The sequence below is a fragment of the Marinomonas colpomeniae genome (genome assembly GCF_014803385.1).
GTDB classification, from domain to species: Bacteria; Pseudomonadota; Gammaproteobacteria; order Pseudomonadales; family Marinomonadaceae; genus Marinomonas; species Marinomonas colpomeniae.
Genome location: NZ_JACYFC010000001.1, coordinates 729,025 through 753,444 on the forward strand (window position 1 = coordinate 729,025; position 24,420 = coordinate 753,444).

20 protein-coding genes are annotated in these 24,420 nt (G+C 39.0%); 11 read left to right on the forward strand and 9 right to left on the reverse strand.

All coding sequences use genetic code 11. The features are described 5' to 3' along the window. Positions 1–10 precede the first annotated feature (10 nt). The 4 genes from IF202_RS03490 to IF202_RS03505 form a co-directional block, all read right to left on the reverse strand. Positions 11–457 carry a response regulator gene (locus IF202_RS03490; protein ID WP_191593465.1) on the reverse strand — a complete coding sequence of 149 codons (447 nt, stop codon included), beginning with the start codon at positions 455–457 and terminating at the stop codon, positions 11–13. Further along, on the reverse strand, positions 454–1,908 hold the full coding sequence (locus tag IF202_RS03495; RefSeq protein WP_191593466.1) for a sensor histidine kinase: 1,455 nt from the start codon (positions 1,906–1,908) through the stop codon (positions 454–456). Before IF202_RS03495 ends, IF202_RS03490 begins: the two co-directional genes overlap by 4 nt. 120 nt (positions 1,909–2,028) lie before the next feature. Then, positions 2,029–3,210: a tetratricopeptide repeat protein gene (locus IF202_RS03500; RefSeq protein WP_191593467.1), complete on the reverse strand. Its 1,182-nt coding sequence runs from the start codon at positions 3,208–3,210 to the stop codon at positions 2,029–2,031. 66 nt (positions 3,211–3,276) lie between these two features. Continuing rightward, a complete protein-coding gene (locus tag IF202_RS03505) occupies positions 3,277–4,569 on the reverse strand; it encodes a cation:proton antiporter (RefSeq protein WP_191593468.1) in 1,293 nt (430 codons plus the stop codon). Positions 4,570–4,994: 425 nt separating this feature from the next. On the opposite strand from IF202_RS03505, the gene IF202_RS03510 reads away from it, so the two are divergent. Continuing rightward, on the forward strand, positions 4,995–5,858 hold the full coding sequence (locus IF202_RS03510; RefSeq protein ID WP_191593469.1) for an isocitrate lyase/PEP mutase family protein: 864 nt from the start codon (positions 4,995–4,997) through the stop codon (positions 5,856–5,858). Between the two features lie 101 nt (positions 5,859–5,959). Here IF202_RS03510 and IF202_RS03515 read toward each other — a convergent pair whose 3' ends face one another. From IF202_RS03515 to IF202_RS03525, 3 genes are read right to left on the reverse strand one after another with little or no spacing between them, the layout of a single operon-like run. Further along, positions 5,960–9,211 (reverse strand): efflux RND transporter permease subunit, encoded by a 3,252-nt coding sequence (locus IF202_RS03515; RefSeq protein WP_191593470.1) that lies wholly within the window; start codon positions 9,209–9,211, stop codon positions 5,960–5,962. Beyond that, positions 9,208–10,422: an efflux RND transporter periplasmic adaptor subunit gene (locus IF202_RS03520; RefSeq protein WP_191593471.1), complete on the reverse strand. Its 1,215-nt coding sequence runs from the start codon at positions 10,420–10,422 to the stop codon at positions 9,208–9,210. The genes IF202_RS03515 and IF202_RS03520 overlap by 4 nt, the downstream gene beginning before the upstream one ends. Beyond that, positions 10,419–11,798 carry a TolC family protein gene (locus IF202_RS03525; protein WP_191593472.1) on the reverse strand — a complete coding sequence of 460 codons (1,380 nt, stop codon included), beginning with the start codon at positions 11,796–11,798 and terminating at the stop codon, positions 10,419–10,421. Before IF202_RS03525 ends, IF202_RS03520 begins: the two co-directional genes overlap by 4 nt. Positions 11,799–12,111: 313 nt before the next feature. On the opposite strand from IF202_RS03525, the gene IF202_RS03530 reads away from it, so the two are divergent. Beyond that, complete coding sequence (locus tag IF202_RS03530) at positions 12,112–12,465, forward strand: hypothetical protein (protein ID WP_191593473.1); 354 nt, start codon at positions 12,112–12,114, stop codon at positions 12,463–12,465. A 410-nt stretch (positions 12,466–12,875) separates the two neighbouring features. Here the strand turns inward: IF202_RS03530 and IF202_RS03535 are convergent, their stop codons facing one another. Then, positions 12,876–15,023: a TonB-dependent siderophore receptor gene (locus IF202_RS03535; RefSeq protein ID WP_191593474.1), complete on the reverse strand. Its 2,148-nt coding sequence runs from the start codon at positions 15,021–15,023 to the stop codon at positions 12,876–12,878. A gap of 225 nt (positions 15,024–15,248) precedes the next feature. Here IF202_RS03535 and IF202_RS03540 point away from each other — a divergent pair, with 225 nt between their 5' ends. The 5 genes from IF202_RS03540 to IF202_RS03560 all read left to right on the forward strand — a co-directional run bounded on the left by IF202_RS03540 (position 15,249) and on the right by IF202_RS03560 (position 20,264). Continuing rightward, entirely contained in the window at positions 15,249–16,196 is a 948-nt protein-coding gene (locus tag IF202_RS03540; RefSeq protein WP_191593475.1) for a helix-turn-helix domain-containing protein, read from the forward strand. Positions 16,197–16,385: 189 nt separating this feature from the next. Continuing rightward, entirely contained in the window at positions 16,386–17,327 is a 942-nt protein-coding gene (locus IF202_RS03545; RefSeq protein WP_191593476.1) for an ABC transporter substrate-binding protein, read from the forward strand. 41 nt (positions 17,328–17,368) lie between these two features. Beyond that, positions 17,369–18,346, forward strand: coding sequence for a FecCD family ABC transporter permease (locus IF202_RS03550; RefSeq protein ID WP_235963211.1), 978 nt, complete (start codon positions 17,369–17,371; stop codon positions 18,344–18,346). Next, positions 18,343–19,395, forward strand: coding sequence for a FecCD family ABC transporter permease (locus IF202_RS03555; RefSeq protein WP_191593478.1), 1,053 nt, complete (start codon positions 18,343–18,345; stop codon positions 19,393–19,395). The genes IF202_RS03550 and IF202_RS03555 overlap by 4 nt, the downstream gene beginning before the upstream one ends. Before the next feature lie 62 nt (positions 19,396–19,457). Further along, positions 19,458–20,264 (forward strand): ABC transporter ATP-binding protein, encoded by an 807-nt coding sequence (locus tag IF202_RS03560; protein ID WP_191593479.1) that lies wholly within the window; start codon positions 19,458–19,460, stop codon positions 20,262–20,264. Here the strand turns inward: IF202_RS03560 and IF202_RS03565 are convergent. Then, positions 20,259–21,692 carry an aminotransferase-like domain-containing protein gene (locus IF202_RS03565; protein ID WP_191593480.1) on the reverse strand — a complete coding sequence of 478 codons (1,434 nt, stop codon included), beginning with the start codon at positions 21,690–21,692 and terminating at the stop codon, positions 20,259–20,261. The genes IF202_RS03560 and IF202_RS03565 overlap by 6 nt on opposite strands. Positions 21,693–21,941: 249 nt before the next feature. On the opposite strand from IF202_RS03565, the gene IF202_RS03570 reads away from it, so the two are divergent. The 4 genes from IF202_RS03570 (at position 21,942) to IF202_RS03585 (ending at position 24,366) form a co-directional block, all read left to right on the forward strand. After that, positions 21,942–22,139, forward strand: a complete 198-nt coding sequence (locus tag IF202_RS03570; protein ID WP_191593481.1) for a hypothetical protein — start codon at positions 21,942–21,944, stop codon at positions 22,137–22,139. A gap of 4 nt (positions 22,140–22,143) precedes the next feature. Next, entirely contained in the window at positions 22,144–22,755 is a 612-nt protein-coding gene (locus tag IF202_RS03575; RefSeq protein WP_235963213.1) for a LysE family translocator, read from the forward strand. A gap of 79 nt (positions 22,756–22,834) precedes the next feature. Next, complete coding sequence (locus IF202_RS03580; RefSeq protein ID WP_191593482.1) at positions 22,835–24,058, forward strand: MFS transporter; 1,224 nt, start codon at positions 22,835–22,837, stop codon at positions 24,056–24,058. Further along, positions 24,055–24,366 (forward strand): GIY-YIG nuclease family protein, encoded by a 312-nt coding sequence (locus tag IF202_RS03585; protein WP_191593483.1) that lies wholly within the window; start codon positions 24,055–24,057, stop codon positions 24,364–24,366. Before IF202_RS03580 ends, IF202_RS03585 begins: the two co-directional genes overlap by 4 nt. Positions 24,367–24,420 lie beyond the last annotated feature (54 nt).

Below are 24,420 nucleotides of genomic sequence, written 5' to 3' on the forward strand. Positions count from 1 at the left end.
TTTTTTATTTTTAGTTTTCATATAAGGAAAAATCGATTATTGATAATAACTTTTCTTTAAGCTCATCTGCTTTAAAAGATCCCTTAACCAGATAGTCTTTAACAAAATCATAGGTCATTATTTTTTCTTTTTCTTCTTCCCGTGCAGAAGAGCTAAACATCATAACAACACAAGAATCGACTTCAATAATTTCTCTCAGCTTGGCAAATTCTTCTAGAAACTGAATACCATTAACTCTGGGCATATTGATGTCTAAAAAAATCAACACAGGAGGGAAGCCATCTGGGTCTTCTTTTTTATTTTCTTCATAATTTTGTAAAAAATCTAAGGCTTCCTGACCATCTTTTTTTTCAAAAATATTGAGTGGTAATTGTGTTTCTTTAATTAATCTTTTAAGAACATAACGATCTACTTCATCATCGTCGATGATTAATATAGGTGGCTTAATTGTGTTCATACTATTTTATCCATCGGTAGCGTGACTTTAAATGTAGTTCCTGCAGTCGAGCTTTCTAATGAAATTTCACCATCAAAATATTCAATGTGTTTTTTAACAAGTGCCATTCCAATTCCTGACCCACTACTGGTATCGACATGAAAACGTTTAAACATATCGAATACTTGGCTTTGGTATTGTTTTGGAATACCTAAACCATTATCAGAAACAATAATAATTAACTCATTACCACGGTCAAAAATGTCGCATTTAACATAAGAGGATGCTTTATTCTTATCATGATACTTTAATCCGTTAGAAACCAAATTTTCGATGATTTGAGCAAAACGAGCTTTTTCTGACGTAATGGTTTTTGACAGCCGCATCGTTGCCTCAAAGGTGCAATTGTTGTCTTTTATAAGCCAGTCTAAGCGTTCTGTCATATCAACAATAAGCTGATCAAAGTCTATTTTAGTGACGTCTTCACTGCCAATATCTGCTTTTGCTAGGGCTAATATATCAATGACTAATTTTTCAAGTTTTTCCATTTGTTGATGAATTTTTTTCGCGTTATTGATGGCTTCATCAGTATCTCCAGTTTTGATGTCTTGAATGATAAATTGAGCTAATGATTTAGCACCTGATAACGGTGATTTTAAGTCATGTGATGCGCGATAGGCGAACTGGGCAAGTTCATCATTGGCTTGTTGTAATGAGGCGGTTTGAGTCTTCACAATCGCCTGTAGCTCTTTACTAAATTCCAAGTTAAGTAAATCTTTTTTTATACGTTGCTTTGCCGCTATGATTAATGCTTTTAGCTCGTCAGTTGTATTGCTCTCAAGGTCGTCGTCTAGATTAGCATTATCTTTCGACTTACTTGATAAAAGTATGGTTAAGTTACGAATAGAGCTGGAGATGGTACGAGACAAATAACTAATAATAATGATGTTTAACATTGAAATTATTAAAACTAAAGGAATTAGAGTTATTAATATAAATGTTACGGTTTTATTGATAGGTTGTTCGAATTCATTTGAATTCTTGTTGAAATTATAAATAGCGTGCTCAAGTCCAGTGATAAATTCATTTCGGGTGATTTCTGAATTTTCATATTGTGATATAGACTCTAAAGCGGTGTTTGCAATCATAATGTCTTTTTTACATATCGTCAGAGCTTGACTGGTATTAATAATATTCATTATAAATTTGTTTAATACATTAGCTTGTAGAAGACATTCAATTGGTTGCTGTCTAATCACTAAGATATCTTTTTTTATTGTATTTGTATTAATGGGAGCTCCCTGCCTAATACTTTCAAATGATTTGGTTAATTGATTAATGTACTTTAAATGAAGAAAGTTGAGCTGGTGGAATTTAGCGCCTTTGGCTATCTCAAAAGCAGAAAAAATAGTAACACTTGCGACTGTTACCGTTAGAATAACAATGAGTATAAGTTTCTTTGAAATATTCATTTTTTATTTCATTCAATACGTTTAATAAAATAGTACTATATTCTACAGTAATAGGTTTTTGACTTTATATTAGTGTTAGGTATAGCAAAGCTATCTTCTATTAGCCAGACAAGGCTTTTCTTATTTTGTATTGTTTTGTTCTTCTTTAAGTCTTTGCTGGTAATCAGACACAATTTCTACAACTGATAGCTTTAGCTTGGTGTTGTCTTTTAAGTTGTTAAGATTACTGTCGCTATAGCCACTTAATATAGAAATGCTTTTTTCTATATTTATTTTGGCCATCTGTAGTTGAGGTGATATCACGCCAATAGATATTTCATAGGCGGCCAATTTTAATGTATGAAGCGCTAGCTTTATGCGAGAGGTCTTGTCATCTTGATCTTTATAGCGATTAATTGAGGCGAATGTTTTTTTGTTTACTTCTGCTTTATAGTCAGTGAATTCTGTTAATTGGCTGATAGAAAGGTCACTGTATTCGTCATCGATAATAAGGCTCTGATACTTTTGAACTGCAGGCTCATATTGCTGAAACGCTTTATAGTGATATTGCAGAATATTTTTTGAAAGTTTGTTTTTGAGCTCATCGTCTAGTGCATTTCGAACTGCTAAATAACGAGTGCGCTTTGCGGCTAAGTTGACAATGTCTGAATCAAATAAGCCTGACAATACGGCGGTAGTTCCCCAGATATAAGCATTTTCCTTGTTATCTTGGGTAAGGAAAAGATCCATGAGCTCAAGAGCCACGGCTTTTTTGAATTTGTATGAATTGTCTTTAGTTGTCGGATCAAAAGACAACTGTTTAAACATATCGATTGCTTTTTCGATCTGCTGGCTGTCTCGGTACAAAATAGCTAAATTTCTTTTGCTGTATGTACTTCTATTAGATAGAGCTAATAAATACAACTCCTCTGCTTTAGTGATATCTTTTTCAACACCAGCACCGTCTTGGTACATAACCGCAAGGTTATCTTGTGCTGCAAAATTGTTAGCAGCGGATGCCATTTCGTAATAATAGACGGCTTGATCAAAGTCACCATCCTGTTGATAAATAATACCTAAGTTAAATGCCGCGGAGTCACTGCCTGCCTCGGCTGCTAAGCGATAATATAGTATTGCCTTGCCTTTATCTTGAGGGATGCCTTCTGCGCCGAAGTAGTAACGCTCTGCAAGCATTAGCTGATTTTGTATATCGCCTTCATTTGCCTTGGTTTGGTACTTTTCTAAAGCAGATTGTGACGCGCAAGCAGATAAGAAGCCAGTTATCATGATAAGCATTACGCATTTATTGAAGAAAACCATCATGCTCCTTTTAACCCTCATACTTTTTTATAAACACCCGAACGTATACTTTGTCGTTGAATATCAAAATTAACCGTTTTTGGCATTCTCTTCTGCCGCTTTAATACTTTTTTGTATCAAAGGTGAGATGGTTAAACCTTGTACTATGATGGAAAAAATGACAACCACGTAAGTAATAATAACCATTATGTCATGCAAGTCTAATCCTTGTATTTGGACTGTATCTGAAGGAATAGCTGCTGCCATAGCTAAAGCCAATCCGCCTCGTAATCCACCCCAAGTTAAAATCTTTACTGAGTGTTTATCATATTGCCGGAAGCGTTTAAATATTAGGTAAGGGCTGCCTACACTGATAAATCGAGAAAATAAAACAACCGGCACCATAATTAAGCCAAAGCCAATTATCTCCCAAGATAATGGCATGGTTACGATGAGCATACCTATGATGAGGAAAAGTAAGGCGTTTAAGAAGCTGTCAGTAGCATGCCAAAAATCTTTTACGTAGCGAGTACCGTCAGGCCCGCGACGCTCGGATGCTTTGTTACGAGTTATGTTGCCTAATAAAATTCCGCTTGTAACCATGGCTAATGCACCAGAAATCTCCCAGATATTAGCTAAAGCAAAACCAGCCGATGGAATCGTTAAGGTTACAAGCAAGCGGGTATTCACATCCTTGCAATTGATAATAGTAAAATGACCAACTACCGCAATAACAAGGCCGAATAAAATACCACCAATGGCATCGACTAAAAATAGCTCTGCTATATCATTGAAGCTGGCTTCAGTCCCATAAAATGCGACAGCGAATATGGTTGTAAAAATGACCAAACCCACACCATCATTAAAAAGTGACTCACCTTCCACTTGAATAGAAATACCTTTTGGCGCATTCATTTGTTTAATGATTGCTAATACTGCAATCGGGTCGGTAGGGCTGATCAGAGCGCCAAACAATAGGCAGTGAATAAAAGGAATAGGGAAGTTAAGTAGAGCAAATATATAGTAGCTTAGGTAACCGACCATGAAGGTTGAAACAAGAGTAGAAAAAAGCACTAATATGGTAATTTCCCAACGTTGTTTTTTCAATGCGGTTAGATCTATTTCTAATGCCCCAGCAAAAAGTAAAAAGCCTAGCATTCCTTTAAGCAGTAACTGATTAAAATCGATTCCCGAAACCACTTGGGTAATAAAAAGGGCAGTTTCATCCCCCAGCATTTTTACCGCAATAATTAGCAGCAATGAGATCACCACTGAGCCAGTAGTAATAGCAATGGTGGTTTGCATTTTCAATATGAATTGATTGGTAAAAGCGATAAGAACAGCCAATGCTGACAAGAAACAGATGAGGTACCAAGCGTTCATTTTTTGAGCCTTTACTTTGATAAAGTTATAATTGGGTAAGACAATTTTGCAAGAGGAGCTATAGCGAGGCATTTTATACCCAGTTTACATAGCTGTCACGGCTTGTTCTGGTTGGAAATCGATCAAGCTATTATTGAAAGCGCTAATCCTTGATCATAAAAGTATCTGGATAAATCTAATTTATATCAAACCTCTTTTTCTTAGGGTAGTCATTGCTTTAAATAATAAAAAAATACCTATTTCGAGCATAAAAGATCAGATATCAATGGAAGCTAATGTTGATAAAAAATATTTTAACTACATTTCCATTTTATTAGAAAATATAACTATTTGGTCAAAGCTTAATGAAGCTAACTCAGAAGGCTTGTATAATGACGGTATATTGAGTTTACCTAATTTTATGACAGTTTTTAGAGGTCCGTTTTATGGCAACACCGTCTCAACATGATTTGCGCAATGACTTTCGTGCATTGTTAGCAAGTGGCAAATGTTATTACACAGCATCTACATTTGATCCTATGTCTGCTCGTATCGCTGCAGATCTTGGTTTTGAAGTGGGTATTTTGGGTGGCTCAGTCGCTTCACTTCAAGTTTTAGCCGCCCCTGATTTTGCTTTGATTACTTTAAGTGAGTTTACTGAACAAGCAACGCGTATTGGTCGTGTCGCAAGATTGCCTATTATTGCGGATGCTGACCATGGTTACGGTAATGCACTAAATGTAATGCGTACCATCGTTGAATTAGAGCGAGCAGGTGTGGCTGCATTAACTATTGAAGACACTTTGCTACCAGCTAAGTATGGTCATAAGTCAACGGACTTGATTCCCGTTGAAGAAGCCGTTGGTAAATTAAAAGCAGCGCTGGAAGCTCGTATTGATCCAATAATGAGTATTATTGCTCGTACGAATGCAGGCCAATTGACTACTGAAGAAACGATTGAGCGTGTTAAAGCGTATCAAGCGGTTGGTGTTGACGGCATTTGTATGGTGGGTATTCGTGATTTTGATCACTTGGAAGCTATTACTCAACATATTTCCATTCCAGTGATGCTGGTATCTTATGATAACCCTGAATTAAGTGATCGAGACCGTCTTGCTGCGAATGGTGTTCGTATTATAGTGAATGGCCATGCAGCTTATTTTGCAGCCATTAAAGCAACTTATGATTGTTTGCGTGAACAACGTGGTATTGCAGAAGGGACTTTAAACGCTTCTGAGTTATCGACGCGTTATTCTACGTTAAAAGAAAATCGTGCTTTTGCGTCCAAATATATGGATGTTCAAGAGTAAATCATTTTCTTAGTTAATAGATTCTTAATTTACACCTAGAAAAATATTTAAAAGCCCTTTTAGACTAAAATCTGAAGGGGCTTTTTTACAGTATGAACTGCTTATGTAAGTTTGATTTCTGCTGTTGATGAATCGTCCTCTGTATTTTTAAATTTATCTATAAATACATGTATGTCTTCTTTTATCATTAGCAATACAGGAATGAGCACTAGCGTAATAACTGTAGCGAACATGATGCCATATGCTAAAGATACCGCAGCAGGAATAAGCATTTGAGCTTGACGAGATGTCTCCCAAAGAATGGGAATCAATCCAGCAAAGGTTGTAAACGAAGTCAGTAATACAGCTCGTAATCGGCTTCTACAAGCAAGGCTTATTGCTTTTCTCACATCATTGGTTTCGTCACGTAAATCATTGAATCGAGATACTAGTAATAAGCTGTCATTTACCACCACACCGCTGAGGGCAAGAATTCCATTGAGAGAAAAAATACCAAGTGTGAGATCGTTCATCCAATGACCTAGTAATGCCCCTATAATGCCGAATGGAATCGCCATCATGATAATCAATGGTTGAGAGTAAGACTTGAGCGGGATCGCCAATAGGCCATAGATGATCAGAAGTGCTATGAGAAACATCTCAGACATTGACGATTGAGTTTCCGCTCTTTGTTCTGCTTCACCAGAGAAATACACAGAGACACCAGTAAATTGGCGTTTCATTTGAGGCACAACCGCTTGCTGTAAATAAGCAACTATTTCCGTTGAAGACATAATGTCTTTATCCACCTCGGAGGATAAGTACAAAGAGCGCTTACCATCTATGCGGATGATTTTTGTTTCCGCGTTCTCTTGGAATAATGTTGCCACAGAAGAAAGGGGGATACGAGTTCCATCATCTAGGACTATTTTAGTATTCATTACAGCAGCAGGGGACTCTTTCTGCTCGTTTGGATAACCCAGTCGAACTTCTACTTCTGAATTATCTCGTTGGTAGCTTTGAACTTCTTGGCCGTCAAAGTTAGTCGAAATTTGAGACGCCAGATCACTTGTCGATAAACCTAATAAGCGGCCTTGTTCACTCAGTTTTAAGACTAAACGGGACTCTGTAGGCGTATCATTTTTTTCTATGCCCGTTACAGCCGGTAGCGTTTCTAATTGTCTTAACAGTTCTGTCATTGCCCCTTCTAAGACACTGGCATCATTACCTCGTAATTCTATTCTTAAGGCATCAACGCTTTCACGAGCACTACGAATTCTTAAGTTCTCAACACCTTCAGGTGTGCCTGCCAGTTGCTGCCATTTAGTAGCGAACTGAGCAGAGGTATAAGGTCTGTCTGTCACCAGCTCAATGCGAATATTACCGGATTGGTCATCACTGGCTGTTACTTGAAGGTTTTGTATTGCCACATCGCCTTTTGCTTGTGGTTTGGCAGTTTTTCTCTCGGCATTAAACTCTGTACGTTTTTCAGCATCTTGAGTTGTTGCTTTTGATGGACCACGACGTTCGCCCGTATTTGTACGTAAAGCAATATCTGCTCTATAAGCTGCATCTTCGAGTGCCAATAGCACTCGATTAGTTTGCCCATAGCTCACATCGTTTTGCATGGTGACACTGCCGCGAACAGTGTCTCCAGGAATTTGAGGGAAGAAGCTTGTACGAATTACCCCCGTAAACGGCATAGACATCACTAGCAAAAAAATAGCGATAAAAAATAAACAAATGGCATACCTGTGATTTAAGGCGATTTCAATAGCTGGACGATAGATACGATCACTAAACCACTGTAAACCTGAGTCAGCACCGTGCTGGACCATTGCCCAAGCTCTTGATATCGGATTCGTTCGAGTCGATTTTTGCGTATTAATATGAGCCAAATGTGCGGGTAAAATGATTTTCGATTCAATCACAGAGAGTACAAGACAAATCGCGACGACAATGGCAAATTGCGAATAAAGTTGGCCTAAGCGACCTTCAATATTGGACAGAGCCCAAAATGCTGCCACGGTAGTGAATACACCAAATAGAGTTGGAATCGCTACCAACATAGTGCCTTTTATAGTGCTACCGAGCGTATCACCTTCTTTTGATCTAACAGTGTAAACGCTTTCACCAACCACCACTGCATCATCAACAACGATACCAAGTGCCATAATAAAGCCGAAAGTGGTAAACATGTTTAAAGTTAGACCAATGCTTTCTGTACCCATGATAAAGAGCGTACCGAAGAAAATAAATGGCAAGCCCATAGCCACCCAAAATGCTACGGTGACATTGAGAAATATCGCCAACAAGACAAACACAAAGAAAATACCTGTAATGGCATTTTCTATCATGAGTTCTAAGCGCTCATTGATTGATTCACTTCGATCATACCAGGTACCTAATGTGACATTTGGTGGTAGTCGCCCACTATCTTCCCAATCTTGAATAACAGACTTGGCCGCAATGACTGAGTTTGAAATGTCACTGGTACCAGTTGTTAAGACTTGAATAGCCAAGCTGTTTTGTTGGTTGAAGCGTGATAAAACAAAATCATCGTCATCAAAAGTGTCTCGGATAGTGGCTATGTCGCTGAGTAAAAGTTTGCCGCCATTTGAATTTGTTTGAATAGGAATCTGAGAGAACTGGCTTTTTATATAAGCTTGTTCAGAGGCGCTAATGGAAAGATAAATATTTTCATTACGCAATGTTGCCACTTTTGCCGTAGAGGATTCAGCATTAATTGCGGTAGCAATATCGGTAAGTGTCAAACCGTATGACTCAAGTTTATTTTTGTCCACATCTACTTTCATTATTGGGTCTAACCAACCAGAAATAGAGGTCGCACTGATATCTTCATTGGCGAGTAAATCCGACTCTAATTCATCAGTTAATGTTTGCAAAGTCCTGCGATCAGCTTGTCCATAAAGCTGAATCCAAATAGAGTGCTCCTCTCTCGTTGCTTTGGACACAACTGCAGGATCTGCATCATCAGGAAAAGATGTAATTTGATCAACTTCTTCTTTTACATCATCTTTTAATGTGTCGATGTCATAACCGTCGATCATTTCAATACTAACGCTGGTTGAGCTTGCAGAAGAAGATGTTGTTATGTTTTTAATGCCAGATATTCCCTGTAATGCTTGTTCTATAGGGATGGCAACACCTTCTTCATTTTCTTTTGCTGAGCCGCTGTCATTACTAACAGAAATTGAAACACGGTTGGGAGATAGACTAGGAAAAGCTTCTTTGTTGATTGATCCCATGTTTACGACACCAAGGGTAATCATCAGAATGAGCAGTAAGTTAGCGGCAACTGGGTTGTTAGCGAACCAAGGGATAATACCTTTTGGTTGATCAATAGAGCTCATTGATTAGTGCCCTTTTTTATTGACTTGCTCGTTGATATTGATGGCGAATCAGGTTCTGATAAAGGCTCAACTAACGTCCCTTTAATATAGCTATTGTAAGGCTTAGTTAGTACTTGATAACTTTTTTGCTGCATATCTTCAGGTATTTCAATGTAAACGTATTTTGAATCAACAAAGCGCGGCGTAGTTTCAAAAGCATCAAGACGGCTATTTTCGTCTAAGAACCAAATTTCACTTTTCTTACTAAGCGCAGTATTAGGTAAGCGCCATAGTTTATCTAAAGGTTTCCCTTTTAATGTGACTTGTACAAAAGAGCCCGGAATCAAAGACGGTGTTTGTTCTAATGGTTTTTCTAGGGATACGGTCAAACTGCGCATTCTCGTGGTGTCATCTATGTGCAGGCTCACATGTAATATTTTTCCTTGCCACTGCGCGTTGTCTTCAATGTTTTTAATGGATACTGGCCAATCACCTTGTAACAGGGTTTGAGTGTCCGGTAGTTTTAGCCAATCGCTGTTGGAAAGGTCAATCTGGATTTCTGCTCGATCGACGCTGTATAACGTACCGACTTCGTCACCTGAGCTAACATAAGAGCCAGGTGATATTGTACGTTCAATGATTAATGCATCAAATGGCGCAGTGATTTTTGCATGCTTTAAATCAGTTTGCGCACTGTTTAGAGCAGCTTTTGCGGCATCTACTTCTGCTTGAGCGGCGGCTAGTTGAGGTTCGCGTAATACTAGGTCAGAGTCTGGTGCTTCACGGAACCCTGCGGCTTTCCATTCAGCTTTAGCTTGTTCACCTTGTCTGGACTCTTCCTTCAAAGCGAGTTCTGCACTGGCTAAAGTATTTTTAGCACTAGCAACTAAACTACTAAGCTCACTATTATCAATTATAGCGAGTGTATGGCCTTTTTGTATGATTTGACCTGATTCAAACTGATTAGATAGTTGAGTCACTTCACCACTAATTTGGCTCGTAAGAGAGAGAGCATATCTTGGTTTAACTAAGCCTGATGAGCTTATTTCAGCAGCATAAGTGCCTGTATTAATAGACATTACTGAAATTTCTAAAGCTTGTTCAGCCGCTTCCGGTTTAGGTTGACGGACTTTGTTATTTTGAGCTTCAACAGCATAATTGATGTAAGCATAGACGCCAGCAATTGATAGCAGAGCTAAAATTAAAATAAACCATTTTAGTTGGCGTTTCATTGTTCTTTTACTCCAAGCCCTAATGCGAGCCCTAAGTCGACTCTGTTTGATAAATGTTGAAAAATAATATCGTCTAGTTGTGCTTCTAGATCAAAAGTTGTGGTTTGCGCATTTATTAAGTCACTCAATTCTACTAACCCCGTGCGGTATTTTTTCTCATATTGACTTAGATTTTTCTTAGAACTGATAAGAGCATCGCGAATATGGCTGGTTTGTAATCCTAGTACTCGTTCTTGGCCCAGTGCACTTTCCACTTCGTTTACCGCTGTAAGTAGTGTCTCTCTATAATTTTGGAATGCTTGCGCCGTTTCTAATTTGGCAATTTCAGCTGCAGCTTTTAATTGACCCCCGTTAAAAAGAGGTTGAGTTAGCTGACCTAATAGTGACCAAATAGGGGAGCCAAATAATGCTTTCATAGGGGATTCAGCGGTTTCACTTAGAGTGGCGCTTAGGCTGATACTGGGAAGCATATCTTTATAAGCAACAGACGTATTTAAGTCCGCAGCTTCTATGTCTAAATAAGCGGCTTTTAAATCTGGTCTGCGGTGGAGTGTTTGATTGGGTAAACCATTTAGCGACAAACTCACGTTTGGATATTCTGCATTAGGTGTTATATCTAAAGTGTCTGATGTGCCAAGGTAAAGCTCTAGATTACGAATTTCGATGGCCAGTATTTCTTGGTATTCCACTAAATCAGACTTTGATTGAGACGTTGAAGTTCGAGATTCGTCTAATTCTTCTAAATCACCAAGACCATTTTTAAAGCGTTTTACAATGAGCTTTTCATTAGCATCTAATAATGCGAGACGTTTTTTTTCAATTTCTATTGCTCGATAGTTTGCAGTCATAGCAAGCCAAGATTTAATAACGTTGGCGACTAACGTATCTCTACTTGCTTGATAAAGGGCTTCGTCGCTAGCAAGAGACTTTTCAGAAGCTTCTTCTGATAGCGCTAATTTTCGCCATAAATCGAGTTCCCAGCTAATACTTACATCGGCTTCGTAACTGGCAGTGCTTCCTTCAGATTTACCAGCTGAAAATCCTGCTTCCACATTTGGTAGTGATTCACCTTTTTGGCTTTTTATACTCCATAAACTGGCTTGAAGTGTTAGCTGTGTCTTTTTCAAACTTGGATTTGCTTCAAGAGCTAGTTCGATAAGTGAATCTAGTTGAGGGTCTTGAATCAAATCTGTTAAATAGCTTACTGGGGCAATGTTATCTAATTCATGCCATTGAGCATCTTTTTTATTGCTTACGATATCAAGCTCATCTTGTGCTAAATCTGCGTAGTTTTTACGTGTTTCGCTGCTACTGCAGGCGACAAGCATTAGACTAAGGAGTACTGCCCCTGTGACTTTTAACGGCCTGTTTATCATTCAATGCGTCCTAATAAAAAAATAAACCAGCATGAGTGGTGTATTGTTTTCTGAGTGATTTTGGTGGTTTTTCAGCAATGTTGATTTTAATTATTACGTATGTAATATCTGAGATTATCAGATTTTATATATGTTTATTTAAAGTGTATTTGCACTTCTTTACAAACTGACAATTTTTAACGGAAATGCCATTTAACAATGGGCTTAAAAAAGAATCATTTGAATTTAATACATCGATTGAATAGATTCGTGCTTAAGTAATAAGCCATTTGGCCGATAACTGTATTTCAAGTTAATTATGTAGGTTTTTATCATGTCGATACCTCCTTTACATTCTTCTAATCAAGTTTATTGGGTGAATACACCTAAAAATACTCCTGTGTCAGCCGACAAAGAGGCTTCTATAGAAGATAACCGCTTAACTATGCCGAGTCAGGAAGAAGTCGTAAAAAAAGGGTTATCTACAGAAGAACATACAGAAATGGAGCAAGCCGAAGAAAGTAGCGCAAAATCTTTTGCTTATGGTTTCTTGGGGTTTGATAAGCCAAGTAACATTGAAGAGGTTGAAGTAGAAGAAGAAAAAACAGAGGCAGATGATGCCTACTTTGCAGGGCGTGTTACAAAAGGACTCGGCACACTTGGTACAATCATTGCTATTCTTATATAACACTACCATTTTCAATTCTTTTCTTAATGCATTTTTTGTTCATTTTAATTACATTAACTAATGAATGAGTATCTTACACTAAGGGTTTAATCGTATTCCCCATTGTTTTCCTTTAACATTAAATGAGTAAAGAGTTTATAAACTCTTTTTGTGTATTGATTTTTGGATGAAATTTTCGAATGACTTTCCCTAAATCTTTGATGGCCACTTCTCATTTTTTTCTTTGTCTTCTCACTGTAATTCAATCGAAAACTATTTCTAAATTTACCTGTTGCTGAGAATAATAGAGTCGGTAAAAAATCAGTCTCCTATTTATTGGTAACGTTTGACTAATGTGAAAAAGCCAGTGTGGAGTCACACTGGCTTAATCGTTTACTGTATAGCACTTTAGATTTAAAGGGGGTTAAGCCCTAGAAAGTGTAGTTTGCACTCGCCATAAAGTTACGTGACGTACCGTAGAAATTGAATGTTGCGTTATTTCCTACCCGTGTATAATATTTTTCATCAAGTAGGTTGTTGATTTTAAGAGATACATTTAAATTACTAGTAATTTGTTTGGTGATTGCAGTATCAATAACAGTATAGCTAGAGGCACTGATGGTACCTGTAGAGTTTTTGATGCCACTTATAGCAGTTAATCCTGCGCCAATAGTCATTTCATTGAGAATAGTATTAGCAGAATCACCAAAGCTATACTTAGACCACGCATTGAAGGTGTGTTCCGGCATTAGTGAGAAACTACGGCTTGAATCACCACTTAGTATTTCTGTATCTGTGTAAGTGTAACCCACTAACATATCCCATTGACCAAATTGACCGCTTAACTCGGCTTCAAAACCTTGTACTTGGTATTCCCCTGTATTTTCATAATAACTTGTTCCATCAACCTTTGCTGCCCGATTACTATCTGTTAATTGGTAAACAGTTAGGCGACTATTTAATAAGCCGTTGTCATAAGTTCCTTTAACACCAAATTCAATCTGTTGGCCTTCTCTCGGATCGATAAAGTCACCGTCTTCTCCGGCACTGGTTTGCGGTTTAAATACTTCTGAATAACTTGCATATAAAGCTTGTGTATCTGTTAAATCATAAACAGTGCCGGCATAAGGTGTGAAGTGAGACCCACTGGCTGAATCTGTACCGCTTTCAATGTCATAATTGCTGACGCGTGCACCTGTAATTATTGCTAACTTTTGTATCGGACGGAAAGTTAACTTACCGTATACCGCTTGTTCACTTTCTGAGGAATTTGAATCTGTTGTGCTGCCATAACTAAATAGATCTTTAGTGATTGCAGATGAGTCAAACGTATTAATATTGTATGTATCAGTACCAATATAACTTACATCTGTAGATGTTGAATCCGATTTTTCTTGTTTATAATCCATACCAACTACAAACTCACTGACATTGCCCATTACTTCAAAAGGCTGGCTATAGTTTGCGTCAAATGCGAAAGATTGCTCTTCATACTCACTTTTATCGGCAGATAATGCTGTAAAACCTCCATTACTATCTACGGCACCACCACCATAGACATAATCTGAATCTCCAGAAGCTTCGGTGTATCTTGTTGCAATGCGACCGCGACCACCATTGTTAAATTGTCGCGTTAGATCTGTGAATAAATTTGTTCCTGTATTATTGAAATCATTCCAGTCGGCCCCTATAAAGGTAGAAGAATCTATATCCAATAGACTGTTATCATCATAAGTTGGTAACCCATTCTGAGGCTTGATATCTTTTGTCTGATATAAGATTCCTACCGATAGTTCTGTTTTTTCATCTAAATCAATATCCAAAGTGCCGTATAGGCTTTCACTGATATTATCATTCCCATCTACTTGGTTAGAGGCATCCGCTTGTGATATGACTAGGCGACCACGAACGCTTCCGTCATCATTTAGTGAACCTGATACATCTGCACCAAGTTGAGTGCGTCCCCAGCTACCAGCGGAGACATCAACAGATGCTTGTGTATCTTCCGTTGCGCGTTTTCGAACTAAATTAATAATACCGCCCATTTCACTGGTACTGCTGAATAAACCAGAAGGCCCGCGCATAATCTCAATGCGATCAAAGGCGGATAAAGAAGGTAATGTCCCGTTCTTACTACTAATTGGTGAAGATAAACCATCGATTAATGCATCGTCATATTCATAACCACGAGAGTAGATAGATGAACGCCCACTGTCATTGGCTAAAGTGACTAATCCAGGTGTTTTTTTAGAGATGTCATCTAAGTAAATAAAACCACGAGCTTCGATGAAATCATTGGTTAAGACAGTGATCGACTGTGGAATATCTTTTAGAGCAGCAGGAGTCTTGGTTCCCACTGTCGCTGCTTCTGTGTTGTAGCCGGTTAACTCTTCGCTCGAGTCTGTGTGGTAAAGAGCATTTCCTTCAACGGTCAACGTAGGTAACGATGTCGCTTCTGATACTTCTTCTGCTAACACTGTTTTAGGGAAGGGAGCCAAAATCAACGCAATTGAAGCGATTGTTAAGGTACGAGAAAGAGAATGTTTTGGTCTTGTTTTTGCGGTGATTTGGTTCTGCATTTTAAGCCTCCATTATAATTAAGTTATAAGCGATTAAATCCTCACCATCAAATCTAAAAGAGAATCAATTGCATCTACTGTTTGTGGGGCGTATTATTTCATAAGTTTTGCCATGATTTCTTATGTTGTTGGATCAATATGTTATGCGCTTCTCTCATATAAGATTTAAAAACATTATTTGCTCATAAAATAAATATTGGTTTAGTCATTTGAAGAGACTTGTAAATGGATAACTCAGTCGTTGAACACAATGCACGCTTTTTGAAACGTTATCAGTTAAACGTTAGTACTGATGACTTGAAAAAAGCATTGGGATCATCACATCATCTTTCACCTATTATGGAAGGCATGATGACAACTGAAATTCTGCCTTCAGGTATGACTTTGCATATGGTTGATGCAAAGGCTAAACAGGATTTCGGGTTTGAAGCGGAATTTTCTTCAAACTTTAAAATTGCGCTTATGTTTTCTGGTGACATGAGCTTTCAATTTGGTGAAAAAAAACAGAGTATGGAAGAAAAGGGAAAAGTCGCAAAAATAATGAACTTTAATGAGACTGAATTATGCTCCTTAGATGCCAAAAAAGGTGAACATAGAAAGGCCATGTATCTTTCCGTTGAGCCTGATTGGTTCGAAAAATATGGTGTCGATTCTGAATCGGTTAAACAGGTATTAAGTAACCACCTGACTTTAGATAATTGGGAGTTACCAGATGTGTTGTGGCTACAGTCCCAACAGTTATTAGCTCAACATGATCAAAGTTATGTTAATAAAATGGCAAGAGAAGGCTTTGCCTTATCATTAATGTCATCTTGGTTAGACACGTTAGGCACCAGAGAGAGAGATGTATCACGACCAGAAAGTCGTCGAGCGTATCAATTTAGAGAGTTATTAAGTAGTGAAACGGTTCTCACCATGAGCCTGACAGATATAAGTAATCATCTTGGAATGAGTTCTGCCACATTACAACGTTATGCAAATGAACATCTAGGTATGAGCCTTACTCAATATTTAAGAAAATGCCGTTTAGATCTAGCAAAGTCAGCATTACATCGGGATGGTGTTTCTATTATGGAGGCTGCTCTACTTGCTGGATATAATCATTCCAGCAATTTTACAACGGCATTTAAACGGCAGTTTGGTATTCTTCCAACGGCCGCATATCGTCTTTAAATATAGAACCCTCATTTAATTCAGTTTTTATTTATCTAAAATACAACAATGATTTTGATAGTCATTATTGTTTGCATTTGGTTTTATTTTAAATAGAATGGCGAGCAAGAAAGGACTCTGGCTGTTGTTAATAGCTGTTTTTTTATTGTCTTTCTTATTCTTTTTAGATACTGAAAACAAGAGGTTTTTATGTCGTTCGCTCGTAATGTTTATCGTATGATTTTTGTTTGTTTTGGATTGGCTGGTGGATTAAGCGCATACGCGTCTGATATCAGTATAAACACGCAATATGGAAAGGTTTCTGTGCCGCATGAAGTTAAACGTATTGTAACGGTTTATGAAGGCGCATTAGATTCTTCATTTGCATTAGGCTTCGAACCTGTTGGTGCCATTTCTACTCGTGGTGGTGACAAAGTAGCGAGCTACATTCAAGTAACAGCCAAAAATGTACCTCTTGTTGGCAGCATGAAAGAAATCAATATTGAAGCGGTAATTGCCCAGCGCCCAGATGTTATTTTAGCGCCTTGGTACCTTCCAAAAGAACAGTATGCTTTGTTGTCACGTATTGCGCCAACCATTGTTCCTGAAAATAAAGGCTTTCGTCCAGATGCTTGGATTAATGAATTACGTTTTTATGCAAAAGCATTAAACCGCGAGCAAAAAGCAGAAGAAGTGATTCAGCAAGTGAACGACCGTATTACTCTTCTAAAAAAAGAAGTAGAGTCAAATTTACCTGAAGATGAGCGTGGTGCGTCATTGATTCGTTGGATGCCACAAGGTGCCGTAGTATTGACGCCAAAATTCTTTTCCAATGCCATCTTGGCTCAAACTGGCTTTGATGTAACCGATGCTGGTCTCGTCGAAAAAAATCGTCCACATAGTAGCGTATTAAGCTTAGAAAACTTATCGACTATCGATAATGATTGGCTTTTCATGGCGACACTTAATTCGGAAGCGCGTGATGCGTTATCTGCAGCACAAAAAACGCCTGTTTTTGCCCGTTTAAGCGTAGCGAAAAAAGATCATGTCATTCCTGTTGATGGTCAACTTTGGACAAGTGCAACTGGTCCTATAGCGGCAAATGGCATCCTTGATGATATTCAAAACGTGATTGATTCAAAACTTAAATAATGGTGTTTTGGTTTAACTCTCCTCCTGCTCAACGATCTGTAATGAGTGCTTTTATACCAGTCGCTTTGCTACTGGTATTTTGCTGTGTCTGTAGCTTGTTGCTTGGTGCTGGTAATGTTGGCCCAAAAGAAGCCTTTCAGGTTTTGCTTGGTCAAGGTACTGACGATGCCAACTTTATTGTTTATGAACTGCGTTTACCTCGTACGTTAATTGGTCTGGTCGCCGGTCTGTGCTTAGGTATTGCTGGTGCGTTAATGCAAGCGGTGGCACGTAATCCATTGGCAGAGCCAGGTTTGTTAGGTGTCAGTGCGGGTAGTGCGTTTGCGGTGGCGATTGCATTGGCTATGGGAGCGAGTACGGCGACCTTGCCTGCTGAGTTGGCTCAAGTAGGCGCTTTAATCGGTTGTCTCTGTGTGATTGCTGTAACACAAATGCAAGGGCAGTGTAATGATCCTATTCGTTTGGTTTTGGCTGGCGCTGCGCTGACCAGTTTATTAACCGCGATGACGTCTTTATTGCTTATGTATAACGAACGCGCAGCCGATGAAATACGCTTTTGGGTGACGGGCAGTGTGGCTGGTCGAAACTTTGAACAGCTAATGAGTTTAGCGCCTTCCTTAATCATCGCCTTTGTTTGTGTCTTGTATGTTGCTCGTCCATTAGCCTCTTTGGCGCTGGGTGAAAGAGTTGCTATTGGATTGGGTTATAAACCGGGACGTATTCGTTTGATTGTTGTCTTCTCGGTCGCTTTACTTGTGGGTGCAGCAACCGCGATTGCTGGCCCTGTTATTTTTGTCGGTTTGGTTGTGCCATTTATGGCAAGGGCTTTAATTGGTGTAGATATTCGTCGAACCTTATGGTTGTGTGTGCCGTTAGGACCTTTAGTAATTATCAGTGCCGATGTGATATCACGGTTGATTGCGCAGCCTGCTGAAATGCCATTAGGTGTATTAACCGCGATGGTCGGTGCCCCCGTTCTATTGGCCATAGTGAGATCGCAACGGTTACCAACATTATGATAAATAAAACCCTTTCTCCTGATGGATATTTGAGACTTTCACTGGGTTCTTATTCTTATTTAATTGAAAAAAATGCCATTGCTCGGAACTTATTTCTGAGTGGGTTATTGATTTTGGCTTGTATTGCGTCACTGGGGATTGGGACGCTAACGCTAACGCCTTGGTCGGTTATCCAAGCTGTGTTCGGTTTGGGTGACTCGATGAACCAGTTTGTGGTGCAAGAGCTACGTTTACAACGTCTTTTGGCAGGTCTCTATACTGGTGCGGCATTTAGTTTAGCGGGTTGTTTAATGCAAACACTGGCCCGAAATCGATTGGCGACGCCGGGTATCATCGGTATCGATAATGCTGCGATGGCGTTTGCTGTGTCATCGGTGGTGAGTACGACGATTTCAATGGCGCCATCTGCTATGGCTTTAATCGGTGCCGCCACAGCTACGGCATTGGCATTTGGTCTATCGGGTAGTAGCGGTACACGTGGTTATCGTTTCATCATTGCCGGAATTGGAGTTGGTGCAATTGCGGGTGCCATAACTCAGTTAATGTTGAGCCAAGTCGCGATTGATGTTGCAAATGCGGCGTATCCTTGGACAGTTGGGAGCTTAAGTGCACGCTCTAGTTTGATGGTCAGTGTGTTAGGTGTTGGCTTATTGATATGCTTGATTAGTTGTTTGTTGCTGACTCACGTATTTGGTTTGTTACCTTTTTCCGACGCTGTAGTGATTGGTTTCGGTAGCAGCATGAAACGTCTTCGTTTGATTGCGCTCATCTTGTCTGTTGTTTTAACTGGATTAGCCGTTTCTGTCGCTGGGCCTGTGGGGTTGGTGGCTTTAATTGGTCCCGAAATCGCACGTTTTTTTGCTCGCTATCGTGGGATTCCTTTAATAAGCTCGGCTTTGGCTGGTGGATTAATTATGGTGATTGCAGACTTGTTAGGACGAACCGTACTATCTCCGATTGAAATTCCTGTTGGCATTGTGACATCGATTGTTGGTGGGCCTTATTTAATTTGGATTTTAGTCCGCCAGCGCTCAACTCATTCTTTATGAGAACCCTTATATATGACGACTGTATTTACTTCTATTGAAGCTTGTTTTAAAAGGATCTTTCTATGGTAGATCAAACAGGGACTGTGTCGTTAAGTGCCGATAACTTAACCTTACAGCATGGTAAAACGACAATTATTGAGTCTTTGAATCTGACATTACCATTAGGTAAAGTAACGGCCATTGTTGGGCCAAATGGTTGTGGAAAATCGACGTTATTAAATGGTTTGTCACGCATTCACCACCCGATTGGTGGTACTGTTTTATTAAACGGAAAAGACATTCATAAATACCCTTCAAAAGAAGTGGCACGTAAGCTGGCTCTATTGCCACAAGACACTATTTCACCAGATGGCATCAATGTCGAAGAGCTCATTCGATTTGGTCGACATCCTCACCAAAGCACGATGAAACAATGGAAGATGAGTGACCAAGAAGCCATTGATTACGCCTTGAACGCAGCAGATTTGAATGGATTGAAAGACCGTTTACTAAATACCTTGTCAGGTGGGCAACGACAACGTGCTTGGATTGCCATGTCGATTGCTCAAGAAACGCCTTTGTTGTTATTAGATGAACCAACATCGGCACTGGATCTTGGTCATCAAATTGAAGTATTTGAATTGATAAAAGAGTTATCTGAAGAAGGTAAAACCATTGCTATGGTAGTGCATGATTTACCTAGTGCTTGTCGTTATGCGGATCATATTGTGGCAATGAAAGACGGAAAAATCGTCACTCAAGGTTGTCCAAAAAAAATAATGACAAAAGAATTAGTATTAGCTCTGTATGGCATTGAATGTGACTTGATCCCTGACCCTATGACTGGCAGTCCAATACTAATTAATATTAAACGAGTAAAGAGTTTATAAGCTCTTTTGTGCAATGGTTTCTGGGTGAAATTCCCGTATGATCTTTGCTAACGTTTTAATGGCGTTTTCACGTTTTTCCATTGTTTGCTCACTGTAATTCAATCGGAAACCATTCCTAAACTTTCCTGTTGCTGAAAATAATGGGCCTGGTGCGAAATCAACTCCAACTTTTCGGCAACGCTCGACCAATTTAATGCTATCAATGCTTGGGTTAAGTTCTACCCAAAGAATAAAGCTACCATCAGGAAAACTAACGCGTGTATCACTAGGGAAGTGAGCTTTAATCACTTGCAGTAAATGGTCTCTTTGCTGCTCGTAGTTTTGTCTCATTTGTCGTATATGTTTTCGATAACCACCTTGGCGAATAAATTTCGCGATAGCCAGTTGAGGAAAAACTGGACACATGGAGCTGCTGACATATTTGATATGAGTAACCTTATCGCGGTAACGCCCTGGTGCAATCCAACCAACACGTAACCCAGGAGCAACAGATTTTGAAAAAGACGAACATAAAAGTACTCGACCATCTGTATCAAAGGACTTTATTGTTTTGGGACGAGGAAATTGAAATGAAATATCGCCATAAACATCATCCTCAATAATCGCAATATCATAGCTTTGAGCGAGTTTATACAGTTGTTCTTTTCTGTCTTCTGGCATGGTGTAACCCATAGGATTATTACAGGTCGGCGTAACAAAAATAGCCTTGATTGGCCATTGATCGAGTGCTAACTCAAGTGCCTCTAAACTTATACCTGTTTCTGGATGTGTGGGTATTTCCATTGCTTTTAAATTAGCGGCTTTAATGGCTTGCATGGAACCGTAAAAACTTGGCGATTCGATAGCAACAATATCTCCAGGCTCAGACACCGCTCTTATACAAACCGATAATGCTTCTTGGCAGCCTGAAGTTATGACTAGGTCATCTGGGTGAAGTTGGCACCCTGACGCTACAGTAAGTCGACAAAGCTGATTACGTAATTCTTCTGATCCTCTAATGTCAGCGTAACTTAAACCTAATTCTGGCTTGTGTTTAGATAAATCAGCTAGCGTTTTGAGTAGGGGTTTTAACGTAGAGGATGTCATATCAGGCATAGCGTGTTGCAGTTGTAGGCCTTTAGTTGAGCCGCGATTCATTAACATATTGAGCACTTCTTCCCATTGGGATACTTCCAAGGGACGCTGTGGTGGACGAGAAACGCTAGGTAAATTATCTTTTTTTCGCTGGCAAACAAAGTAACCAGACTTAGGCTTGGCTTCGACAAGCTGGTCTTGTTCCAATTGTCGATATGCTTCCTGAACAGTAGAGATACTGACTCCATGCTCTTGAGCTAATTGACGTACAGACGGTAGCTTATCTCCTTGCTTATAGAAGTCATGCTGTATGTGTTCTCGTAAGCGTTTAGCGAGTTTTTGATAAAGTGTCATGGGGTGGCTGAAACCATCTTAGTTGTATCAATAAAATCTAGAGTAATTTTATTGTAGAACGTTTTTATAATGAATGTGACCATACAGATTAGCCTTTCTTATACCATACAGATGAAAACAGGCTTAATCTGTATGCTTGATAAAGCTTTTTTCTGGATCTGTATTGTATTTATTCTTTCTCTTAAAGTGGTTACTCATACACATGGCATTATTAATGTCTTTAATAGTGGCGTCTAAAAGGGGAAAACTATGTTAATCGTTAGCTTATTTATTCATATTCAGTATTGCGTAGGGCGCTACAAAACTCGTAAAGCCTTGGTACTACTAACGACGCAGCAAATGTTAGATATTGGCATGACGAAAGACCGTCAACGAGCAGAGCTACTACAAGCGTCTTTATATGGTTTTTTTCGTGATTTGACGAATAAAATGAAAAAGAGCGAATAAGGCTATGATGGAGCTGTCTTTCTTTGTCGCGCTTGCAATGTTTGCTTTCGTTATGTCTGTTACGCCAGGGCCAAATAATATTATGTTGTTAGCGTCTGGGGCACAATTTGGTTTTCGCCGTACCTTACCTCATATAATAGGTATCGGTGTGGGTGTAGCGACATTAATATCGTCTGCGCTTTTGGGGTTAGGCACGTTATTTATTCTATTTCCGCCTTTGTATATTGTGCTTAAGTGGGTTGGTGGTATTTACTTATTGTGGCTAGCGTGGAAAATTGCGAATGCGCCTGTTAATGGTTTATCTACTGGCCATAATGAAAAGGCGACACCTATGCGTTGGTGGCAAGCCACTTTGTTTCAGTTTATTAACCCTAAAGCATGGATGATGGCCATTAGTAGTGTTGGTGCATTTACAGTGCAAGGTGATTTGTATATCCAGTCTGGTTTGTGGATGTTGTTGACCTTTGTTTGTGTTAACTTTCCAACGATTTCTCTTTGGGCGTGGTTAGGTGTGAGTATTCGTCATTGGTTAACCGATGCAAAGCGTCAAAGAATGTTTAATATTGTCATGGGAATTGCGACAGCTTCTACGTTACTTATGATAGTTCGAGGTTAGTTCTTAACCCGAAATATAGGATGATAAGTATTAGTAATGACTAAGCTTCTTTTTTAATAAGTGAATAACAAGGATTACGATGTCTAAGATTAGTGCTCTACCAAAATATATTTATCTGTACTTCTTGTGTCAGTCTCTCAATTTAACAGTGACGGTGATCTCAGTGACCGTTGCAGCAACCGTTGGCCTTATGATCGCACCAGATCAAAGCTGGGCGACTTTGCCTTACGGAATGCAATTCTTGTTTATGTTGTTGGCGACATACCCTGCTTCTGTATTAATGGAGAAAAAAGGTCGCAAAGTAGGCTTTATTGTTGGTGCTTTAGGTTTGATTGGGTCAGGTATGGTTGGCTTTAGTGCAGTGATGACTGATTCATTTTTGCTTTTAATTATTGCTCACTCATTACTTGGTTGTTTTATGGCATGCGCAAATTATTATCGATTTGCAGCAGTAGATAATTTGATTGGGAAAACTAAAACCAGAGCTGTTTCTTTGGTTATTGCTGGCGGTTTAGTCGCAGCAGTATTAGGCCCTTTTATTGCTAGTTCATTTCGAGATATCGGTGGCTTTCCTTTGTTCGCTTTATGCTATTTAGCCTTGGTTATGTTAGCAGGTGTTAACCTTATATTGATTGTTTTTTTGCCAAATGAGGTAGAGAAAAAAATCACCAAACAAGAAAAGGAGAAACGAGATCTAGTTGATCAGCATTGGCTTAAAAATGTATCTCCATTGTTTCTTTTAGCAGTTGTTACTGCTGCGTTTAGTTACGGCATTATGAACTTAATAATGGTTCAATCGTCGTTGCAAATGCATCATTTAGGTATTCACTTTGATCATTCTGCCATGGCCATTCAATGGCATGTTGTGGCTATGTTTGCTCCGTCATTTTTATCTGGTTATTTGATTAGCCGTCTTGGACATCAAAAGGTTATCTTTATCGGTTTGGCGTTTTTCTTGGCGACTTTTATCATCAATATTGTTGGAACAAGCTACTCGTCCATTGTTTTATCTTTGATCTTTTTGGGCGTCGCGTGGAATTTCACTTATGTGAGTGGCAGTGCGTATATTGCTGTGATTTTAGAAGGCAACAAAAGTGCGAAAAAATTACAAGGTATTGGAGACACTGGAATCGCTCTGTTCGCAATGTTAGGTGCAATGACGCCAGCATTATTGATGTCTACCATTGGTTGGGCTGGGACAAATTTTTTATCTATTGGTTTGATCCTGTTTTGCCTTGTACTTCTCATACTTTTTATTATTTTACACAAACGTAATGCACTTAACCCTGTAGGCGCTTCATGAGTCAAGAAGCTCCCGCTTTAACACAATGGAGTATCTATATTGTTAAGACTCGATTGAATACCTTGTATACGGGTATTAGCATCGATGTTGAGCGACGCTTTAAAGAACACTCTGGAGATGGCAAGCGAGGTGCTCGGTATTTGAAAGGTAAGGGGCCACTAGAATTAGTTTGGCAGCAAGCTGTTGGATCAAAAAGTGATGCTTTGGTGTTAGAATATAAAATAAAAAAATTGAAGAAGCGTCAAAAGCAACACCTAGTAGAAGGATTAATGGATATTGATTCATTACGTAAAGAGTCTACTTGTTAAGCTTGTTTTTCTTGCTAATCATTCGTAGCATGATGTGTATTCGTTATTGGCTTG